Origin of the sequence: Vibrio ruber DSM 16370, assembly GCF_900163965.1 — a bacterium.
In the GTDB taxonomy this organism is placed as follows: domain Bacteria; phylum Pseudomonadota; class Gammaproteobacteria; order Enterobacterales; family Vibrionaceae; genus Vibrio; species Vibrio ruber.
The window spans coordinates 22,488-39,971 of the sequence record NZ_FULE01000022.1; the positions used below are offsets into that span (position 1 = coordinate 22,488).

At 45.9% G+C, this 17,484-nt stretch carries 15 protein-coding genes; 5 read left to right on the forward strand and 10 right to left on the reverse strand.

The window, feature by feature from the left end:
- Positions 1 to 214: 214 nt before the first annotated feature.
- On the forward strand, positions 215 to 640 hold the full coding sequence (locus tag VR7878_RS07940; RefSeq protein ID WP_077335018.1) for a VOC family protein: 426 nt from the start codon (positions 215 to 217) through the stop codon (positions 638 to 640).
- A 112-nt stretch (positions 641 to 752) separates the two neighbouring features.
- Here the strand turns inward: VR7878_RS07940 and VR7878_RS07945 are convergent, their stop codons facing one another.
- The 4 genes from VR7878_RS07945 to VR7878_RS07960 all read right to left on the reverse strand — a co-directional run bounded on the left by VR7878_RS07945 (position 753) and on the right by VR7878_RS07960 (position 5,102).
- Entirely contained in the window at positions 753 to 1,466 is a 714-nt protein-coding gene (locus VR7878_RS07945) for a substrate-binding periplasmic protein (protein ID WP_077335020.1), read from the reverse strand.
- 348 nt (positions 1,467 to 1,814) lie between these two features.
- Positions 1,815 to 2,867, reverse strand: coding sequence for a galactose-1-epimerase (gene galM / locus VR7878_RS07950; RefSeq protein ID WP_139344053.1), 1,053 nt, complete (start codon positions 2,865 to 2,867; stop codon positions 1,815 to 1,817).
- Positions 2,868 to 2,877: 10 nt separating this feature from the next.
- Entirely contained in the window at positions 2,878 to 4,038 is a 1,161-nt protein-coding gene (gene galK, locus VR7878_RS07955) for a galactokinase (RefSeq protein WP_077335024.1), read from the reverse strand.
- A gap of 11 nt (positions 4,039 to 4,049) precedes the next feature.
- Positions 4,050 to 5,102, reverse strand: coding sequence for a UDP-glucose--hexose-1-phosphate uridylyltransferase (locus VR7878_RS07960; protein WP_077335026.1), 1,053 nt, complete (start codon positions 5,100 to 5,102; stop codon positions 4,050 to 4,052).
- 529 nt (positions 5,103 to 5,631) lie between these two features.
- Between VR7878_RS07960 and VR7878_RS07965 the strand changes: the two genes are divergently transcribed.
- From VR7878_RS07965 to VR7878_RS07975, 3 genes are read left to right on the forward strand one after another with little or no spacing between them, the layout of a single operon-like run.
- Entirely contained in the window at positions 5,632 to 5,832 is a 201-nt protein-coding gene (locus tag VR7878_RS07965; RefSeq protein WP_077335028.1) for a DUF1656 domain-containing protein, read from the forward strand.
- A 4-nt stretch (positions 5,833 to 5,836) separates the two neighbouring features.
- The gene (locus VR7878_RS07970; RefSeq protein ID WP_077335030.1) at positions 5,837 to 6,691 is read left to right on the forward strand and encodes an efflux RND transporter periplasmic adaptor subunit; all 855 of its coding nucleotides are present in this window, start codon (positions 5,837 to 5,839) and stop codon (positions 6,689 to 6,691) included.
- A complete protein-coding gene (locus VR7878_RS07975; RefSeq protein ID WP_235862861.1) occupies positions 6,688 to 8,739 on the forward strand; it encodes an FUSC family protein in 2,052 nt (683 codons plus the stop codon). The genes VR7878_RS07970 and VR7878_RS07975 overlap by 4 nt, the downstream gene beginning before the upstream one ends.
- 27 nt (positions 8,740 to 8,766) lie before the next feature.
- Here the strand turns inward: VR7878_RS07975 and VR7878_RS07980 are convergent, their stop codons facing one another.
- From VR7878_RS07980 to VR7878_RS07990, 3 genes are all read right to left on the reverse strand, one after another.
- A complete protein-coding gene (locus VR7878_RS07980) occupies positions 8,767 to 9,303 on the reverse strand; it encodes a thioesterase family protein (protein WP_077335032.1) in 537 nt (178 codons plus the stop codon).
- A 219-nt stretch (positions 9,304 to 9,522) separates the two neighbouring features.
- Entirely contained in the window at positions 9,523 to 12,285 is a 2,763-nt protein-coding gene (locus VR7878_RS07985) for an immune inhibitor A domain-containing protein (RefSeq protein ID WP_077335034.1), read from the reverse strand.
- Positions 12,286 to 12,385: 100 nt separating this feature from the next.
- Complete coding sequence (locus VR7878_RS07990; RefSeq protein WP_077335036.1) at positions 12,386 to 12,631, reverse strand: hypothetical protein; 246 nt, start codon at positions 12,629 to 12,631, stop codon at positions 12,386 to 12,388.
- 759 nt (positions 12,632 to 13,390) lie between these two features.
- Here VR7878_RS07990 and VR7878_RS07995 point away from each other — a divergent pair.
- The gene (locus VR7878_RS07995; RefSeq protein WP_077335038.1) at positions 13,391 to 14,800 is read left to right on the forward strand and encodes a glycoside-pentoside-hexuronide (GPH):cation symporter; all 1,410 of its coding nucleotides are present in this window, start codon (positions 13,391 to 13,393) and stop codon (positions 14,798 to 14,800) included.
- Between the two features lie 120 nt (positions 14,801 to 14,920).
- On the opposite strand, the gene VR7878_RS08000 is transcribed toward VR7878_RS07995, so the two are convergent.
- From VR7878_RS08000 to VR7878_RS08010, 3 genes are all read right to left on the reverse strand, one after another.
- A complete protein-coding gene (locus VR7878_RS08000) occupies positions 14,921 to 15,448 on the reverse strand; it encodes a hypothetical protein (RefSeq protein WP_077335040.1) in 528 nt (175 codons plus the stop codon).
- A 169-nt stretch (positions 15,449 to 15,617) separates the two neighbouring features.
- A complete protein-coding gene (locus VR7878_RS08005) occupies positions 15,618 to 16,298 on the reverse strand; it encodes a gamma-glutamyl-gamma-aminobutyrate hydrolase family protein (protein WP_077335042.1) in 681 nt (226 codons plus the stop codon).
- Complete coding sequence (locus VR7878_RS08010) at positions 16,271 to 17,245, reverse strand: amidoligase family protein (protein ID WP_077335044.1); 975 nt, start codon at positions 17,243 to 17,245, stop codon at positions 16,271 to 16,273. Before VR7878_RS08010 ends, VR7878_RS08005 begins: the two co-directional genes overlap by 28 nt.
- Positions 17,246 to 17,484: the final 239 nt, after the last annotated feature.

Genomic DNA, 17,484 nt, shown 5'->3' on the forward strand with positions numbered 1-17,484 from the left:
ATATTATTCTTATCCATCAAAAGCGACTGAACACGTGCTCCATCTCAAAAATTGCATTCCGTTAACCCAAAAGATTAAAAAACACTTTACCTCAAGTTAACTTGAGGTTTTATATTCTCTCATGAATTAGCAATAATGAGTAATGAGACATGTTAATGCCAAGTTGAGTCGTATATCCGGCAATCATTTCTCAAAATAACATAAGGAGTTCATGATGATTCATTTAGAGCACGTCAATCTGGTGGTCCGAAAAGAAGATATTCCTGCCATGCTGAAGTTCTATCAGACTGTTTTTCCCCACTGGCATATCAGAGATCAGGGCGTATCGGACTGGTACGGTAAGTCCCGGACATGGCTCCACTTTGGCGACGATTATCAATATCTGGCACTCAGTGACAATGGCGAAGGCGAAAACCGAGATTTGACCGGTCATCAGGTTGGGTTAGCTCATTTTGCTTATGTCACCAATAATCTTGATGCGGTCATCACTCGTCTGACTGATGCCGGATTTGAAATCGCAAAAGACGGGGCGCCCCACCCGCATCGGAAAAATATCTACTTTATTGACCCGGCAGGATTTGAAGTTGAGTTTGTTGAGTATATGAGTGATATTGTCAGCGAAAGAAATAGTACGATTTAATGCTCTGAATCACCGACAATATACCGGATCCAAACGGTTCGGTATATTATCAAATAATCAAACCAATGTGTTCAGCATCACGCTAACGGTTATCGTGAATACTTAAAGTCCGTTAGAAATCTTCTGCTGCTTTATATTGCTTAACGAAACGGTTAAATCTTTCCAAAAATTCAGGATTTTCAGCTAAATATTTATTCGACCAATAAACCCCAAGTGGTTTATTCATATTTGGATAAATTTTAAATATTTCTGGTGGCAAGCTTTCTTTCTGCAAATAATTATTGATGGCTAATTCATTTGCAAGCATTGCATCACAACGCTTGGCTAAAAGGGCTTTGATTAATGCATCTGTGTTCTTAAAACTCCCAACAGCTTTATAATGGTTGGCATGAAGCCAATGCTGCATATTTGAACCGAATCTCACCAATATACACGCATTCTCTTTGAATGATTCATCATTAGGATTGAGTGGGTTATTCCGCAGCAGATACCAATTCCATTTTTGCGGGAAAATCGCTTCTGAAAATGTGGCATAGGCATCACGTTTGCTGTTTTTAGAGGCAAGGAAAAATCCTTGTGCGGCACCAGCTTGCACCATCACCTGTGCTCTTTCCCACGGATAAACCTTAATCTCATAGGGAACATCCATTTTTTCAAGTATGTTTTTAACCACCGTCACCGCGGTGCCTTCTAAAAGATGATCGTGGTATACCTGATAAGGTGGCCAGATTTGAGTCGTGAGCAATATTTTTTCTGCTGCATACAACTTCACACCACTCATTAAGAATAATATAAAAACAGCCGTACTTGAGATACACTTTCTCATAAAATAGTCCAAATATTTATATACATCATTCAGTTGTATGGATTCTTCTAACGAGCCATTTATTTCTTACAACTTAATATAATATTTAGCATAGTACAGTCGACTCGATGTTATCCAGAGTGGTGATAAAAATATAATGGCATATCATATTCAACCAAACCGAAGGTACGAAATAAACTGTAAGCAATTTGTGTCACATACCAGTTAACAGGAAATCTTAATACAAATACCGAAAGTCATATCATAATTTTAATTCTAGCTTTTTGAATTTAAAAAAGATCTCTATGATAAGAGATCTTTTTATCAGGCTATCTCATGATCAGCTTCCCCGATCAGACTGGGGATGTTTTAAAACTCAAACTGATAACAAGTCATATGATGGTAGGTCTCACCCGGCTTGAGAATACAGCTTGGCTGCTGCCATTCAGAATGGTTAGGTGAATCGGGCAAGAACTGTGTTTCTAAAGCAATACCGGCATATTGCGAGTAGATATGATCACCACGTCCCGGAGTGCCTGCCAACCAATTACCCGTGTATAGCTGAATCGCGGGCATCGTTGTGACGACATGCATCCGAATCCGCTCATCAACACTGGTTAATGAGGCCACAGGACGTGACACGTCACGTTCAGCCCGGAATAAATAGGCATGGTCGTAACCTTGTGCAGTCATTTGTTGTTGATCTTGCATTAAATCAGTGCGTACAGGTTTGTTCCGGCGAAAATCAAACCCGGAGCCGGTGACATCCTGTAATTCACCGAGCGGAATCCCGGTATCACTAATCGGCAAAAACTCATCGGCATCAAGCCAAAGCGAATGATCGAGACAAGAATCCACCTGATCTGCACCATGCAGGTTAAAATATGCGTGATTGGTCAGACTCACAGGGGTGGGCTGGTTCGTCGTGGCATGATATTCAATCAATACCTGATCGGACTCTGTCACGGTATACGTCACCGAAACCGCTAAATCACCGGGGAACCCCATCTCACCATCCGGAGACGTGGTAGAAAACCGGACTTGATTTTCTGTCTGTTCAGCGACATCCCAGCGACGGTTATGGAACGCCTGTTTGCCACTATGCAGGCAATTGCCATTTTCATTGGCATCAAGCACATATTGCTTGCCGTCAAGGGTAAAACTGGCATTGGCAATCCGGTTGGCGTAAGGCCCGATCGTCATTCCCAGATAGCTTGTCTGAGTCAGTAACGTCTGTTCAGAATCAACCCCCAGCAAGACTTCCCGCATGTCACTCTGACTGACTGGCAGCTGACAGCTGAGCCAAGTGGCTCCCATCGGGGTTAGTTCAACCCGCATTCCTCGCGAGTTCTGCAAAACAATCGAGTCTTTCCATTGCGCTTGATTCTCTGCCGAAGCTTGTTCGGCAAATAGTTGTTGCATGATTATTCCCTCATGATTCGGAAATCAGGCCTGCCCCTTGTGTCGCTTGGCAGACATAGATAGATGCTTGCAAACCAGTCGCGGCTTGATACTGCCTCTCAACGGCTGTCCGGACTCTTTCCACGAATGCCGGAGGCACCAGTGCAACCACACATCCACCGAAACCACCGCCCGTCATTCGTACACCACCCTGTTCCCCGATCTCCGTTTTTATCAAATCAACCAGTATATCGATTTCTGGTACTGTTATTTCAAAATCATCCCGCATTGATATATGGGATTGTGCCATCAGTTGCGCAACTGTGTGGATATCACCGGCGGCAAGTGCCCGGGCCGCTTTGCAAGTCCGGTCATTCTCAGTAATCACATGCCGGGCTCGGCGGGCAACCACTTCATCCAGCTCACTGAATCGGGCATTAAGCTGTTCCAGCGTTACATCCCGCAGCGCTTTGACGCCAAACTGACGCGCAGCCGCTTCACACTGCTCACGACGGGTATTATATTCACTGTCAACCAACCCACGCTGCTTATTCGAATTGACGATCATGACGACCATCTCTTCAGGCATCGGCACCGCCTGAGTCGTTAAATCCCGGCAATCAATCAACAATGCGTGATGCGCATGTCCTGCCGATGAGATTAATTGATCCATAATCCCACAGTTGCAGCCGACAAACTCATTTTCTGCCTGTTGTGCATTCAGTGCAATCTCTTGCTGGCTAATATCAAGGTTCAGTAACACTTTAAATGTTTGTCCAATCGCCACTTCCAGCGCAGCGGAAGAACTCAGCCCCGCCCCTTGGGGAACATTGCCACTGACCGTCATATCCAGACCACACAGTGAATAACCGCGCTCAATTAAGCATTTTACAACGCCACGGATATAATTCGCCCACATGGTATCGGCCTGAAATTCGATCGGTGCATTCAAATCAAATTCATCGACCGCATTCTGGTAATCACAAGCGATGACCCGAATACGAGAATCCTGACGTTTGGCGGCTGCCACCACGGTCTGATAGTTAATCGCACAGGGCAAAACAAACCCATCGTTGTAATCGGTATGTTCACCAATCAGATTGACACGGCCGGGCGCCTGAATCAGATGGCTTGGCTGATATCCGAAAATTTCGGAGAATGATGTTGTTACAGTTTGAGTTGGATTCGACATCTTGTTTCTCTTTATTGTTCTTTATAATGAATATCACTGACATCACGCAGATACTGTGCAGCTTGTTCGGCGGTCAGGTCTCGTTGCGTTTCAGCCAGCATTTCATAGCCCACCATAAACTTACGGATCGAAGCACTGCGCAGTAACGGTGGATAAAACAACGCATGCAACTGCCAGTGGTCAATATCAGTGCCTTCCTCAAAGAACGGGGCATAGTGCCATCCCATTGAGTAAGGGAAAGAACACTGGAACAGATTGTCATATCGACTGGTTAGTTTTTTGATGGCCAGCGCCAGATCATCCCGCTGTTCATCGGTCAGTTCGTTCATGCGACGCACATGCGTTTTCGGCAGCAAAAGCGTTTCGTAGGGCCACACTGCCCAGAAAGGCACCACCGCCAGCCAGTGTTGGGTTTCAACCACAGTTCGGGAACCATCATTCAACTCGGTCTGAACATAATCGACCAGTAAATTGGAGCCGTGTTGCTCAAAATACGCTTTCAGCTGTTGATCTTTACGCTCAATTTCATTCGGCAGAAAGCTGTTGGCCCAAATCTGACCATGGGGATGAGGTTGGGAACAACCCATCAGCTCACCTTTGTTTTCAAAGGCCTGAACCCAGACATATGACTGTCCCAGCGCTTCGATTTGTGTATTCCATGTATCAATCACCTGACGGATCTGTTGCGGCGTAAGCTCCGGTAACGTTTTGCTATGATCGGGAGAGAAACATATCACCCGGCTTAATCCCTGCACGCCCTGAACTTGCAACAACGGATTGTCGCTTTCAGGTGCTGAAGGAGAATCGGGCATTAACGCGGCAAAGTCGTTCTCAAACACATACGTGCCCGCATAATCAGGGTTCGCCTCTCCCGAGACCCGCGTGTTGCCCGGACACAAAAAGCAAGATTGATCATAAGGGGGGACGTCACTGTGAGCAGGCGGTTCGTTGAGCCCGCTCCATGGACGCTTAGCCCGGTGTGGCGAAACCAATACCCATTGCCCGGTCAGCGGGTTATAACGACGGTGGGGATGAGCACTCGGGTCAAATAATTGATTTGTCATTGTCACTTACTCTTCATGCATAGATGCAAAACAAACAGGAGAAACTGAATCATCATTCGGGATGACGGCGGTGCACCAAACGATATACTGCACTTTCTCAGCACTTTCTCAGCACTCGCTCGGCGGGTCAGACGCCTGTCCCGCATAAAATGTGAGTCTAACAGCTCAGCTATCTCTGTTTCTGTGATTAAAACCACACAGTGGAAACGTTTACACAACAACTAATTTGCCATGAAAGTCTGATTATTTTCTCCATCGGCAAGCCGATTCAGTCCATAAAACCGACCTGTTTTTAATGCTTTTCTTGTTAATAGGAATGCGCTAGCATGAATAAACTGATACAGCCCAAACCACTTCGGCACAGTATTGGCGCGAGCCTCTGATCAGGATGTTTTCAGCAACCCTGCTGTCCTTTTCCGCGTGATATAAACGCCATATCCCTGCCCATGGGGATCCAAAACAGTGTCCTGATCTCATTTATCATATGACTGTCATACAGTACATGACTGCTTAAATTAAGGGAGCACAGGTGTTACACGAAATTCCGTTTTTAGGTCTGCTCTTCAGCCCGCTGGTGGTTTACATCCCGCTCGCGATTGGGATCACTTATCTCATCCGGATCGTGCTGTTTCGCACAGGCCTCTATGCCAGAATCTGGAAACCGGCATGGATGTTAGTCAGCCTGTTTGTCTGTATTTTATCTCTTTCTATCACTCTCTATGGAGCGTAATGCGATGAAAAAATTTTCCACCATCATCATGATTCTGATCGCAATCGGCTCCGGTTACTGGCTCTGGCATCATTACATGCTGACGCCGTGGACCAGAGATGCCAGAGTCAACGCCCATATTATTACCATCTCACCGGATGTTTCCGGTTTTGTCACACATGTGGCGGTCAGTGATAACCAAGTCGTTCGTCAAGGGCAAATGTTGTTCCGGATCGATCCGCAACGTTACGAGATCGCCGTCTCTCAAGCCAACGCGACCTTGAAAAATCGTCTTGCGGCTTGGGAGTTATCCAAACACCGATATGAGCGGCGTAAAAATCTACCGAGTCAGGATTCAATCAGTAGTGAAGATCTGGAAACCGCTCGCATCAACATGGATATCGCCAAAGCCAATTACCAACTGGCTCAGGCTCAGTTAGACGAGGCGAAGCTCAACCTTGCAAGAACCACGATCACGGCACCATTTGACGGAACAGTGATTAATTTGAGCCTGCGTTCCGGCAATTACGTTCGTCAGGGGACTTCCGTGCTGGCATTGGTCGAAAAGAATTCTTTTTACATCACCGGTTATTTTGAAGAAACGAAAATTGCCAAAATTCAGATCGGCCAGCACGCCACGATCCAATTGATGAACGGACAACCACCGCTGACCGGAACAGTGTTGAGCATTGGTCGCGCGATTGCCAACAGCAACACCAATACCAACAGTCAGTTGCTGCCGCAAATCCAACAAACCTTTAACTGGGTACGACTCGCGCAACGGATTCCAGTCAATATCCGGCTCGATGATCAAGTCGATCAACAACAACTCAGTGCCGGTATGACTGCCTCAATCAACATACAGGAACCGGCCAAGTGAGTGCATCAGTCCTCGCCAAAGCCATTTTTTTCCCGCAGCGTTCGGCAGTGATTTTTGCCACCAAAGGGATTATCGCAATGGCACTGTCATTGTATGTGGCGATGTACTGTCAGTTAGATCGTCCTTACTGGGCGCTGGTGTCGGCCGTGTTTCTGCAAATCAGACCTGAAAGCGGGCTGGTGATAGAAAAAGGGATCAGCCAAATCAGCGGCACTCTGGTCGGGGGCGGCATCGGCATTTTGATTCTGAACTGGCTGATGCCATTCCCGGAACTGGCATTACCGGCACTGGGACTCTGGCTGGGTACGATGGCGTATTTCTCTGCTATGGTGCGTAATCCCAATGCCATTTATGCCTACACCATGGCTGGGGTCACTCCGATCCTCATCGTCGTGTTGACCATGGCTCAACCGACAGCAGCCATCTCAAGCCATACCGTATTTGATGTCGCTCAGGCTCGCATGAGTGAGCTGATTGTCGGTTCGGTTTGCGCTACGCTGATCAGCCTGTTCTTCTGGCCGACCCACATCAAAGACAGCCTGCACGATCTCTCGCGTGTTGTAGTCAACCAAACATTACATTATCTGGTTCATGAACTGGATGAAAACAAAACACATCAGGAACGACATCAGGCACTTGATGCGATTTTAGAGACGCTGGCACAACTCAATGAAAGTACCAGTGCCGTTCAGTATGAAGGTCCGCAAGGGCCCAGTATGTACCGGGCAATCTCCCTGCTGAATAACAAAATTATGTCGTTGCTGGCGGTCATTCAGATTTTCGGCCGGGTTAAACGCTATCACCCTGAGCTGGACAGCCCGTTTCTCAACAGTATTGTCGAGTATATCCGTCAATCCGTTTGCCAAATGAAAGCAGAAACCGACCGGCAAGTCTGCTATCAAATTGCAAAAAACCTGCGCCAAAAACTGCTGGAACTCAAGCAGTCAACGGAACACCCCAGCCCGATAGAATTACGCTTGATGAAAGTTGCCATGGAGATGGCCGCAGATTTAATCGTGGTCTTAACCACCTATCAGGCGATTTTCCACCGCGAAGGCACACGCCTCCACGCACCAAAGTTCCGCCCGCACCGGGATCCGTGGATTGGGATCTCCGTCGCCGTGAGAACAGTGAGTGTTTTCGCGATATCTTCGGCACTGTGGATTTTTACCGGGTCATCCGCGGTGATCATGATGATGATTCTGCCAGTGATATTTTCGATGATGATGGCTCGTTTACCGCTTAACATTGTCACGATCGTTCTGAAACGGCTGACGATCAGTGCCATCGTCGCGGTTTGCGTCGCCATTTTTTATGCGCTCAATATTCTTGCTCAGAGTTCAACCGATTATATTTTACTATTGCTCGTGCTGGCCGGGCCTTATTTTCTCGGTCTGTTGGCACTGGCAAACCGTCCAACCCTGCCTTACGGACTCGGCTTTTGCATCCCTTTTACCATTTTAACTCGCCCCGGCCCGGATATGAGCCTGTCGTTTTCAATTGACTTTGCGATCAGTAGCGGGCTGGGCATTATCAGTGGCAGTTACCTGTTATATTGGCTATTCCAAATTATTACCGGCCCGAGCCTGAAACTGATTCAAAAAGGTGTCTTAAAAACCACGGTGAACGATTTGAAGTCACTGTCATCTCATCATGACAATGAAGAAACCCGCTTTAATGCCCGAATGACCGATCGATTACTCCGTTCAGTTGCCGGAGAAGCGACACCGGAGCGTCAGAGGATAACGGATATTGTCCTGACGGGACTCAATCTCGGCCACATTATCCTGCGCTTTGGCCGGATGCTAAACACGCTCGGGCTGAATCAACAATCGTCCTCATATCAACATTGGCAGACGGTTTTGGCCGAAGCCTACGGGCTGGCAGCCCAAGGCCGGTATAGCGAACAATTTCAGACGGCTTCCGAACAATTACTGGCCGCTCTGCAAACCGCAGGGGTCAACGAAGTGCAACTGCGGATGATTGAGGGAATGATCCAACGGATCAACTTAACGTTTGAGAGGACAGCCAAGAGTATCAATGACTGATATACTGCTGGATTATTGATGCTCTCTTCAGATCGCGTTCTGCTCTTTCTTGATTTGTAACAAGGATTTCCAATTTTGAATATCTTGTGGCAACTCCGGTGTATGGTGCAGCTCGAAGTCAGTCGCCCGGAGTAATTCAGTCGTCTCTACCTTATGACCTTTACAGACAAACAAGGCTCGGATATTCGCAATTGCATGTAATCCGGATTCACTGATAAACCGCTGTTCCAGATAAAAATACTTATCATCCCACCCGAGGATTCGGCTCTCAATAGAGAATTTTTGCAACGGTTTAATTGCCCGTATAAACGTAAATTCAGACGCATTGACGACTGGCAGCCAACCACGCTTCAGAAACGGTTTCAACAATCTCATTTCAGCGAGCAGATAGGTTCGGCCTAAGTCCATCAATGCCGGATAACGGGCATTGGTCAGATGTAAATTGATATCACAATCCGTGGGCCAGGCTCGAAATTCTAATCGAGATTTATCCAACAAACCAAGACGTCGGCAAAAACGCATCCGCCAAACCAACAACCATATAAAACGGAAGTAAAGGTTCATGTCCTTCCCCTATTCTCTGGATGAATCCATTCATTCGATACAAATCAGCGTAATCTAAAACTGGTCATACCACAACAAATATACGTGTTACAACATGATTGCATCCCGTGTCACTTTGACGCAATCTGCTTTGAGGCCAATGGCTGTGACGTAAAAAGTGCAACCCAGGGGTTGCACTTTGCAGAGTCAAAACTCGTATCTGTCGCGATAAACGAATCTTTATAGATTGACGCTAATCGTTTTGGTTGTGACGTTCCCATCGTTGTCCGTAATCGTCAGTAGCACATCATACTGACCCCGTTTGGGGAATGTGTAGATCAGCGACAAACCATGCTTCTCTTCACCATTGGGAAGTGTCCATTTGGTATCAACAATATGCCCGTCTTCATCCCAACTTGTCGACCACATCATCACCGTGCGGAGGAAATTGAAATGCCAGATGCGTGCAATCGGTGCCTGACTCGGTTCAAGCGCGATAACCCATTTACTGACCGTATCCGTTGCACCCTGATCATCGGTAACCGTGAGAGAAACCTGATACGTACCTTGCTTTTGATACGTCCATGTCGGGGCAGCCGCGGTACTCGTCTGACCGTCACCAAAGTCCCACAAATAGCTGACAATATTGCCATCAGTATCTTGGCTACGATTGACAGTTGAGACGGTCAGATCATTCACGGTGAACTCAAAATCAGCCTGAGGCTCCGCATTGGGAGTCGATGCTTGAGAGATCTTAATCACACCGTACTGATTATTCTCCCCTTGCTCTAACACATCAATTTGTAATCCCAGCTCCGTCAATAACCGCCCGGCATCGGGTTGACCGGGATTGCTATAATCCTGATTATCGGCAAAATTCGCATTGGCAATCAGACTACTGTCTTCCAATACATCCCCATCATTGTTGACCAGACGCAATGGTGCCTGATCTTGCAATGAGAATGCTGCATCACGGACTTGAAAACGCGTTTGTGCCGCTTGAGCGGTGTTCGCCCACACCAGAGTATTTTGGTCGGCGTCAACCACACCGAGCCAGCCTTGACCGGGGTGATTACCAACCCAGTTATCGGTTAATGATTCATCAACATACCAAACCAGCAGACCCGGTTCGAATGACATCAGACCGTTGAAGCGTCGTAAGTGACCTAAACCGGCATCAACACCATCATGGCTACGCCACTGGAGCAGATAATAATGGTCGGCAGTGTGGAAACCATTATTGAGACGGAATCCATCAAAAGTGAACGTCGGTGTACTTTCCGCATCATCAATCAGTGTCGTCACACCATCCGCTTCAAGTTGCAAATTATCCAGATAGAGGCCAGCCATTGCCAGACCACCGTCGGTGATGTATTCAAATCCTAAATCAATGTCCTGACCGGCCCACTTCGACAGATCAAATTGCGCATCGACCCACCCATCTGACTCACCTGAGATCGCCGGTACCAAGCCAGTGTTTTGCGGATCGTCCATCGTCGTGATATTCCCGGCAATCGACTCACCATTGACCGTAACGCGCGCAAAATCATAATCTTTCTCGATTTGATACCAGGCTTTAAATTTCAACGTCACATTGGATGCATCCGGTACGGTTAAAGTGCGATGCATTTTATTCTTCAGGCTATCTCCTTTATCAGAATAAAAATCATAACTGCCTTCATACGGCGGCAGATCTTCAACTTGTTTCGGAGGTAAAGGAATTTTGACCAGGTTTTGTTGCTCAGTATCAATTGTCTGACGCAGCTTAATCACTTTGGCATGGTGTGACAGTTCATCCAGCGTCACTTCCGTTGCGTTGATCCACTGACCGCCGACGGCATCTTGCAGGAACTGTTTCGACCATGCTGAAAATGCGGTTGGTTCAGTACCCGGCACCTTCCCTGCCCAACTGCCCGAAGACATAATTGACCAGTAAGAAACAGGCTCACCTTTACCGGTATACTGGGTGTCGTATTCATCGGGTAATCCCAAATCGTGCCCATATTCATGCGCACAAACCCCTGCAGCAGCGTCGATTGGCTGCATGGTATAGTCATAGGCTGCATACTGGCCGTTGAATCTTCCCGGTACGTTACTCTGCGTGCCTTTCAGGACATAAAATTGTCCCAGATTATGGCGGTGTGACCAAATAGCATCCTCGCCAAGCACACCACCACCGGCTTCTTCTCCGACTGATGAGTGAAAGACCATCAGATGATCAATTACACCGTCGGGCTCTCGATAGTCACCATCATTGTCGTAGTCATAGCGATCTTCAATATCATAATCAGCAAGATTAATATTGGGATCTTTGGCCAGTTGGTCGAGTGCTTCGCGAACCAGCTGTTGCGGGTTGAGATCATTGCCACCCGATGGCGTATGGCCGCCATAATAAGCGGCTTCATGTTCAGCATGATACCAACCCATGACTTTCCCGGAAACGCCGTAACTATCACCGGATTCCTGATGATAATATTGACGCATTGAAATCAGATTCTGCCCGCTGGGGCCGTCATAGCCGGTATCAGAGAACAATAGCGACTGATAGTGATCGGGCGTATAGCTGGCATAGAACATATCTGTCAGTTCCGGAGTCAGCCGGTTGTCATCCCACGGCAGATCAGGAAAATCAATTAACAGTGCGAGAATTTTATCATTCCGTTTCTGGCTGACATCCAGTGCGAAAATACTGCGTTGTTGATTCCCTACACCGGCTTTCATCGCTTTCAGCACTTTGGCTCGGTTAAGCAGCGCTTTCTTATCCAACTGAGTATCACCGCTAAAACCGTGATCGATTTTTTTTGCCAAGTATGCTTTGAGTGCCCGGTGTTTCGCCTCGTCAGATGCATGACGGTCAACCACTCCCTTGCGAACCAGCATTTCAATCAGTTTTTCTTCATTCACAACCCCCATATCAATCGGGGCATGAGCATATGTATAACTGCTGATACCAATACAGCTCATCACTGCTGTTACAAGCAAGGTTTTCCTCATTTTTATCATTGGATAATCCTTCTTATTTTTTTATGTTACAAATAGCCAACTCTTCCTGAATTTTGATGAAGGATAAACATCAAAACGAACAGGTTCGTTGTGGGTGGAATTATTGTTTAGGTGGTGCAATACACGATGTCGAAGCAGGTGTTTCTGATGATTTATCTGGATGTTTTTTTGCTTTTTTATTCAGATAAATACGGAGTGCTTCTTGCTGTTCTTCGTAGGTCAGGTCTTGACAGATAACACCACGTTGAATCAGTGACTGAAGTAATTTTTCATCCTGAGGCGGAGAGCCGGAATAAACCTGAGCTGAGAAGCTCAACGTCAATAAAAATGCGATCCTTGCTTTCATATTGAGTCTGTTTTCTGTAATTGATTTTTACAAAATATATTTATATTTACATTATTTCAACAAATAATTCTTTAACTTAAATCGTTCAACCAATACTTGATAAATATCATGAACTGTCATCATAGGATAACCGATATTAATTGATAAAAATGAAGATACAATCAGAAAAAATGAGATAAAAACAGAATTACCCAACGAGACCAATCTGTAAACTGCATATATTTACAGTTCAATAATAACAATTAAATAATTTATTTTTAAATAAATATGAACAAAAATCACAAACAAAAAATAATAATATTTGAATCCTTATGAAGTATAAAATGATATCACGCTCACTATTCACATCAATTATTTAACAATAGAGAATGCTAAAAATTAAACACATCGGTATTATCATAACTTTTCAATCTCTGCTTATTAAAATATTCACTTATCATGTTATTTGATAAATAATCTGTCATTTTATGACATAATCAGGCTGATGATTGATATTATACCGACGGTTATGTTTTTTATTCCTGAACCCTCCTGGTGTTTAATTGTGCTTCACGTCGCAATTATCATTAAAATATCGACTCATCACATATACAAGCCTTTGATTTTTAATATATTTTGTATTTGATAGATTACTCTTTTTGTAATATTTGTCACATTAATAAAATATCATAAATCAATTATTAATTTAGACAAGTTGATTATATCTCACGACATAACACAATAAATATTGGTAAACATGTACCCTGGAGAATAAATAAAATGACTACGACAACTACCAATAAATTGTCGGTCAAGGAGAAAGTTGCGTATGGCTTAGGTGATACCGGCTGTAACTTTGTCTGGCAGACCGTTATGCTTTTTTTAGCTTACTTTTATACGGACATTTACGGGCTCTCTCCCGCACACATGGGAACCATGTTTTTACTCGTCCGCTTTATTGATGCCGTGACCGATCCGATTATGGGATCAATTGTCGACAGAACCCGCTCAAAGCATGGCCGTTACAGACCTTACCTGCTGTGGATTGCAGTCCCTTTCGGGGTCGCTTGTATGCTCGCTTTTTTCACCCCGGATTTCGGCGCAACCGGTAAACTGATCTACGCCTATACGTCTTATATTTTCTTAACCCTGATGTATACCGCGATCAATGTACCTTACTGCGCAATGGCAAATGCACTGACAAACGACTCGAGTGAACGCACGTCACTCCAATCCTATCGTTTTGCACTCAGTACCGCCGGAGGGCTCATAGTCGCCATGGTGGCATTACCGCTGGTGGATATTATTGGTCAGGGCAATACGCAAAAAGGCTATTTGGGCGCCATGGCGGTGATGGGGCTTGGTGCTATCGCACTATTCTTTTTCAGTTTCGCCAACACCAAAGAGCGCTATGTCCCGACTGAGGAGAGACAATCTGCACTGCAAGATTTAAAGCGGCTGATGAAAAATAGCCAATGGCGAATTTTGTTTATCGTCAACGTCGTGCTCCTTACCGGCGTCGTATTCAAGGGCGCATCAACGATGTACTACGTCAAAGTTGTGATGGGCCGGGCAGACCTTGCCACGATTTTTATGGTTTCCGGGATGTTGGCCAATATTGTCGGGGCAATGTTATCTTCGCCTTTATTCGGCAAATATAATAAACCAACCATGTACCGGATTCTGACCGTACTCTCCGGGATTCTCGCAGCATTGCTCTATCTGGTCGATCCGGCGAACGTCCCTGCGGTCTTTACATTGGTCGTTCTGCTGGGTGTCGTACAGATGAGTACCACACCGATTCTGTGGAGCATGATGTCCGATGTGGTTGACTATGAAAAAACGCGGAGTAATCGCTCACTGAGCGGGATGGTATTCTCCACCAACTTATTTGCCATCAAACTGGGGATTGCCCTTGGTGGTGCAGGTGTCGGTTGGATCTTGGCATGGGCTGGATATGAGGGTGGCGCAGCAGTTCAAACACCAAAAGCAATCAATGCGATCAATTTACTGTTTACCGTGATCCCCGGCGTATTTTTTGCCTTACTAGCGATATTTATGCTGTTCTATAAACTTGATAACCACAAGCTGGCTCAAATCAAATCTGACTTGGCGGAGCTTGAACTACCACATGATCCTCTATCGGCAGAGCCAGTTCAGCCCCAGAAGGATCGCGAAGCGTTAGTATAAAATATGCTGATTGAGCGGAAGATATTCGGGAAACCGGAAAGATGTTGCGTGAGAGGTTGATATTAACTGTTGGTTGCATCAGGCAACCAACAGTATTCAAAACTCGAGATTCAGGCAAATTTAGAACGCAATCTCAGTATCAACGTATCCGTCACCTCTCTGAGATGAACTGCTGTTAACAACAAACAGATGATAAGTGCCGACAGGCAACTGCTCAGAAACCCAGCTCGTTGGTCCGGCAACAATTTGGTTACCGGTTGAATCCGTAAGGTATAGAGCCAGAGAACCGTTAGATAAGTTAGTCATCTTCGCAGTAATAAATTTATTGGCGCAAGTTTGGTTAAATGAGTAAACCAGTTGGAGGTCATTTGGACGAACGTTGGTAAAGTAGACCGTTTTCTTAGTATAGAACCGGCATTTGAAATCTAGTGCCGAAGCCGCAGCCAGCCCCTGCTTTTCGACTTGTTGACTTTCTTCTTTGGTTAAGTCGATCGACAGAGACTGATTCGCGACAACCGCACTAACCTCAGGGTTAACCGCATAAGACACCCCACCGAGCACCACTTCCGACGGCACTTGAGCCGCCTGTGAGGCAAACGACAAAATACATAATGAGAAAACCAAAACTGACTTGATGAGATTCATCATGATGAAACTTCCTTTTAAAGTTATTGATATGAATATAATGATCGAGGCATATAAATAACATGCATATTAACAATGCTCAATAACACAATAATGTGGCACGTATGACACGCACCACATTATTGATAATTCTTTTATTTTTCATCAAAAACGAATTTGAAAGCTTCTTGATTCAGATTTGTTGATGCTCGGCTCCCCGAACGCAAAGCCAGCGGAAAATAGCGAGTTGAGCGGGTAAGTAAAAGAGGTATTCGGGATGCCACTGCACCCCTAAGATAGGTGTGTGATCGGTGCTTTCCACTGCCTGAGTAAACTGGTCCAAATCCCAACCGACCACTTGTAAATCCTGCCCTACATTCTTGACAGCCTGATGATGCAAACTATTCACCCGTAAGCGCACTTTTTGACACACGGCGGCCAGTTTTGAATTCGCACGGAGCTTCACCTGTTTGGTCGGAAGTAACCCTGAACGGTTATACGTCTGTTGACGCAATTCACTGATATCAGCATATAAAGAGCCGCCTTTGACCACATTAATCAGTTGTAATCCCCGACATATCCCAAGCAGCGGCTTACGATGTTCAAGTGCCCATTCAATCCAGTCAATTTCTAATTGGTCACGCTGCGGATCAATCCGCACCTGTTGGTTAACATCACCACCATAATGCTCGGGGCTGATGTCGTCACCACCACCAATAATCAAAGCATCTAACGGCTCACCCGACCACGAATGGCGGACACTCAAACGAATTGCCCGCGCGCCAACCAGCCATAATGCAATCCGTGTACACCACCATGAAGGTGACCAGCGTTGACCGTTACCGGTTACACCCACCCTTGGTCGTTGAGCCATTGTGAGATCTCCTTTACCCAAACTTTGCGATCAACACCAATCAAGGGGCGTTCTGATTTAAGAAAGCGCATTGCCAGTATCTCAATCGCCTGCGGATCCGCTGCAAGCCTCTCGACAACACACCACAAATCCCAGCTCTTGGTCAGATCCCAGCCGGCATCTTCAATACGGCAATCCGGGAGACGATAGTGAAATGTGGGACGCGCCTTGATTTTTGGATCACCAACTACCTGACGAACCCGATCCGCATCGATTTCAGCTAACAAAGGTAATAAATCGAGCGCTCGATTACGTGTCGGATTATGGGTGAGATAGCTCTCAAACAAATGATCCATATCAGCCGAGTTATCGTTGAGCAGCGTTTTCACATAAGCTTCTGGGTAGAGCGCAATGTAAGGACTGAGCCGACGGGTTGGATCGACATCATGCGCATCGACGAGCCACCACTGGAGTAAAGCAAATGCTTTCAGATAGTTGTTGATCGTTGCGGCAGTCAAATCAGGTAATTCAGGATTTATATGCACCCCAAAGGCGGCAATCAAAGAGTCTTCCGTTCCTTTTGCGCCCGCTTTGCGTAATGCAGGAATCAGTTGATTAAGCGGTTCAAGTTGATCCAGAGGAATCGGAGGGCTGACAATTTCAAGCGGGACAACCGGCAATGCGGCTTGATGTAAAATATCGACTAATTCATGGCCATCATCTTTCTGCCAAGCCGATTTGGCTTTCCGTTTGAGGAAATCCCAGTCTAATTCAATATTGAACGTCCCTAAATTATCAGTACGCACACCAAACTCAACCGCCGATCGCTGCTCGACTTGGCCGCCTAAAATCGAACACAAAGGTTCAAGCGCTTGCTCAAGCGTTAAACCGGTAAATTCCAATTCAAAACCTACTTTTCTGACATCGCCATTTTGGGTATCAGTGATAGGTGGCATCTTGAATGACATTGATAAATCACCACTTTTGTCTATTATCTTATCAGTCTAGCATATTAACCTCGGCCTTTTACAAGATGGCCAGAAGTCTAACGAGTGGTTCTGACAAATGCTTGACTGTCTGTCGGTGCCAGGCAGGCAGGTACGGATCAAAAGAGCCACCATGCCAAGAACAAGACATGGTGGCTCCGTAGGATAATCCCGATAGCGGCATTGTTGAAGTTCGATATCGGCTATCGAACATATCAAAC

Coding starts and splice junctions, on each gene's coding strand:
- VR7878_RS07990 (WP_077335036.1), bottom strand. CDS start 12,631: ATGAAAGCAAGGATCGCATTTTTATTGACGTTGAGCTTCTCAGCTCAG.
- VR7878_RS08005 (WP_077335042.1), bottom strand. CDS start 16,298: ATGGCTCAACGACCAAGGGTGGGTGTAACCGGTAACGGTCAACGCTGG.
- galM (WP_139344053.1), bottom strand. CDS start 2,867: ATGCAACAACTATTTGCCGAACAAGCTTCGGCAGAGAATCAAGCGCAA.
- VR7878_RS07945 (WP_077335020.1), bottom strand. CDS start 1,466: ATGAGAAAGTGTATCTCAAGTACGGCTGTTTTTATATTATTCTTAATG.
- VR7878_RS07985 (WP_077335034.1), bottom strand. CDS start 12,285: ATGATAAAAATGAGGAAAACCTTGCTTGTAACAGCAGTGATGAGCTGT.
- galK (WP_077335024.1), bottom strand. CDS start 4,038: ATGTCGAATCCAACTCAAACTGTAACAACATCATTCTCCGAAATTTTC.
- VR7878_RS07980 (WP_077335032.1), bottom strand. CDS start 9,303: ATGAACCTTTACTTCCGTTTTATATGGTTGTTGGTTTGGCGGATGCGT.
- VR7878_RS07995 (WP_077335038.1), top strand. CDS start 13,391: ATGACTACGACAACTACCAATAAATTGTCGGTCAAGGAGAAAGTTGCG.
- VR7878_RS08010 (WP_077335044.1), bottom strand. CDS start 17,245: ATGTCATTCAAGATGCCACCTATCACTGATACCCAAAATGGCGATGTC.
- VR7878_RS07970 (WP_077335030.1), top strand. CDS start 5,837: ATGAAAAAATTTTCCACCATCATCATGATTCTGATCGCAATCGGCTCC.
- VR7878_RS07960 (WP_077335026.1), bottom strand. CDS start 5,102: ATGACAAATCAATTATTTGACCCGAGTGCTCATCCCCACCGTCGTTAT.
- VR7878_RS07940 (WP_077335018.1), top strand. CDS start 215: ATGATTCATTTAGAGCACGTCAATCTGGTGGTCCGAAAAGAAGATATT.
- VR7878_RS08000 (WP_077335040.1), bottom strand. CDS start 15,448: ATGATGAATCTCATCAAGTCAGTTTTGGTTTTCTCATTATGTATTTTG.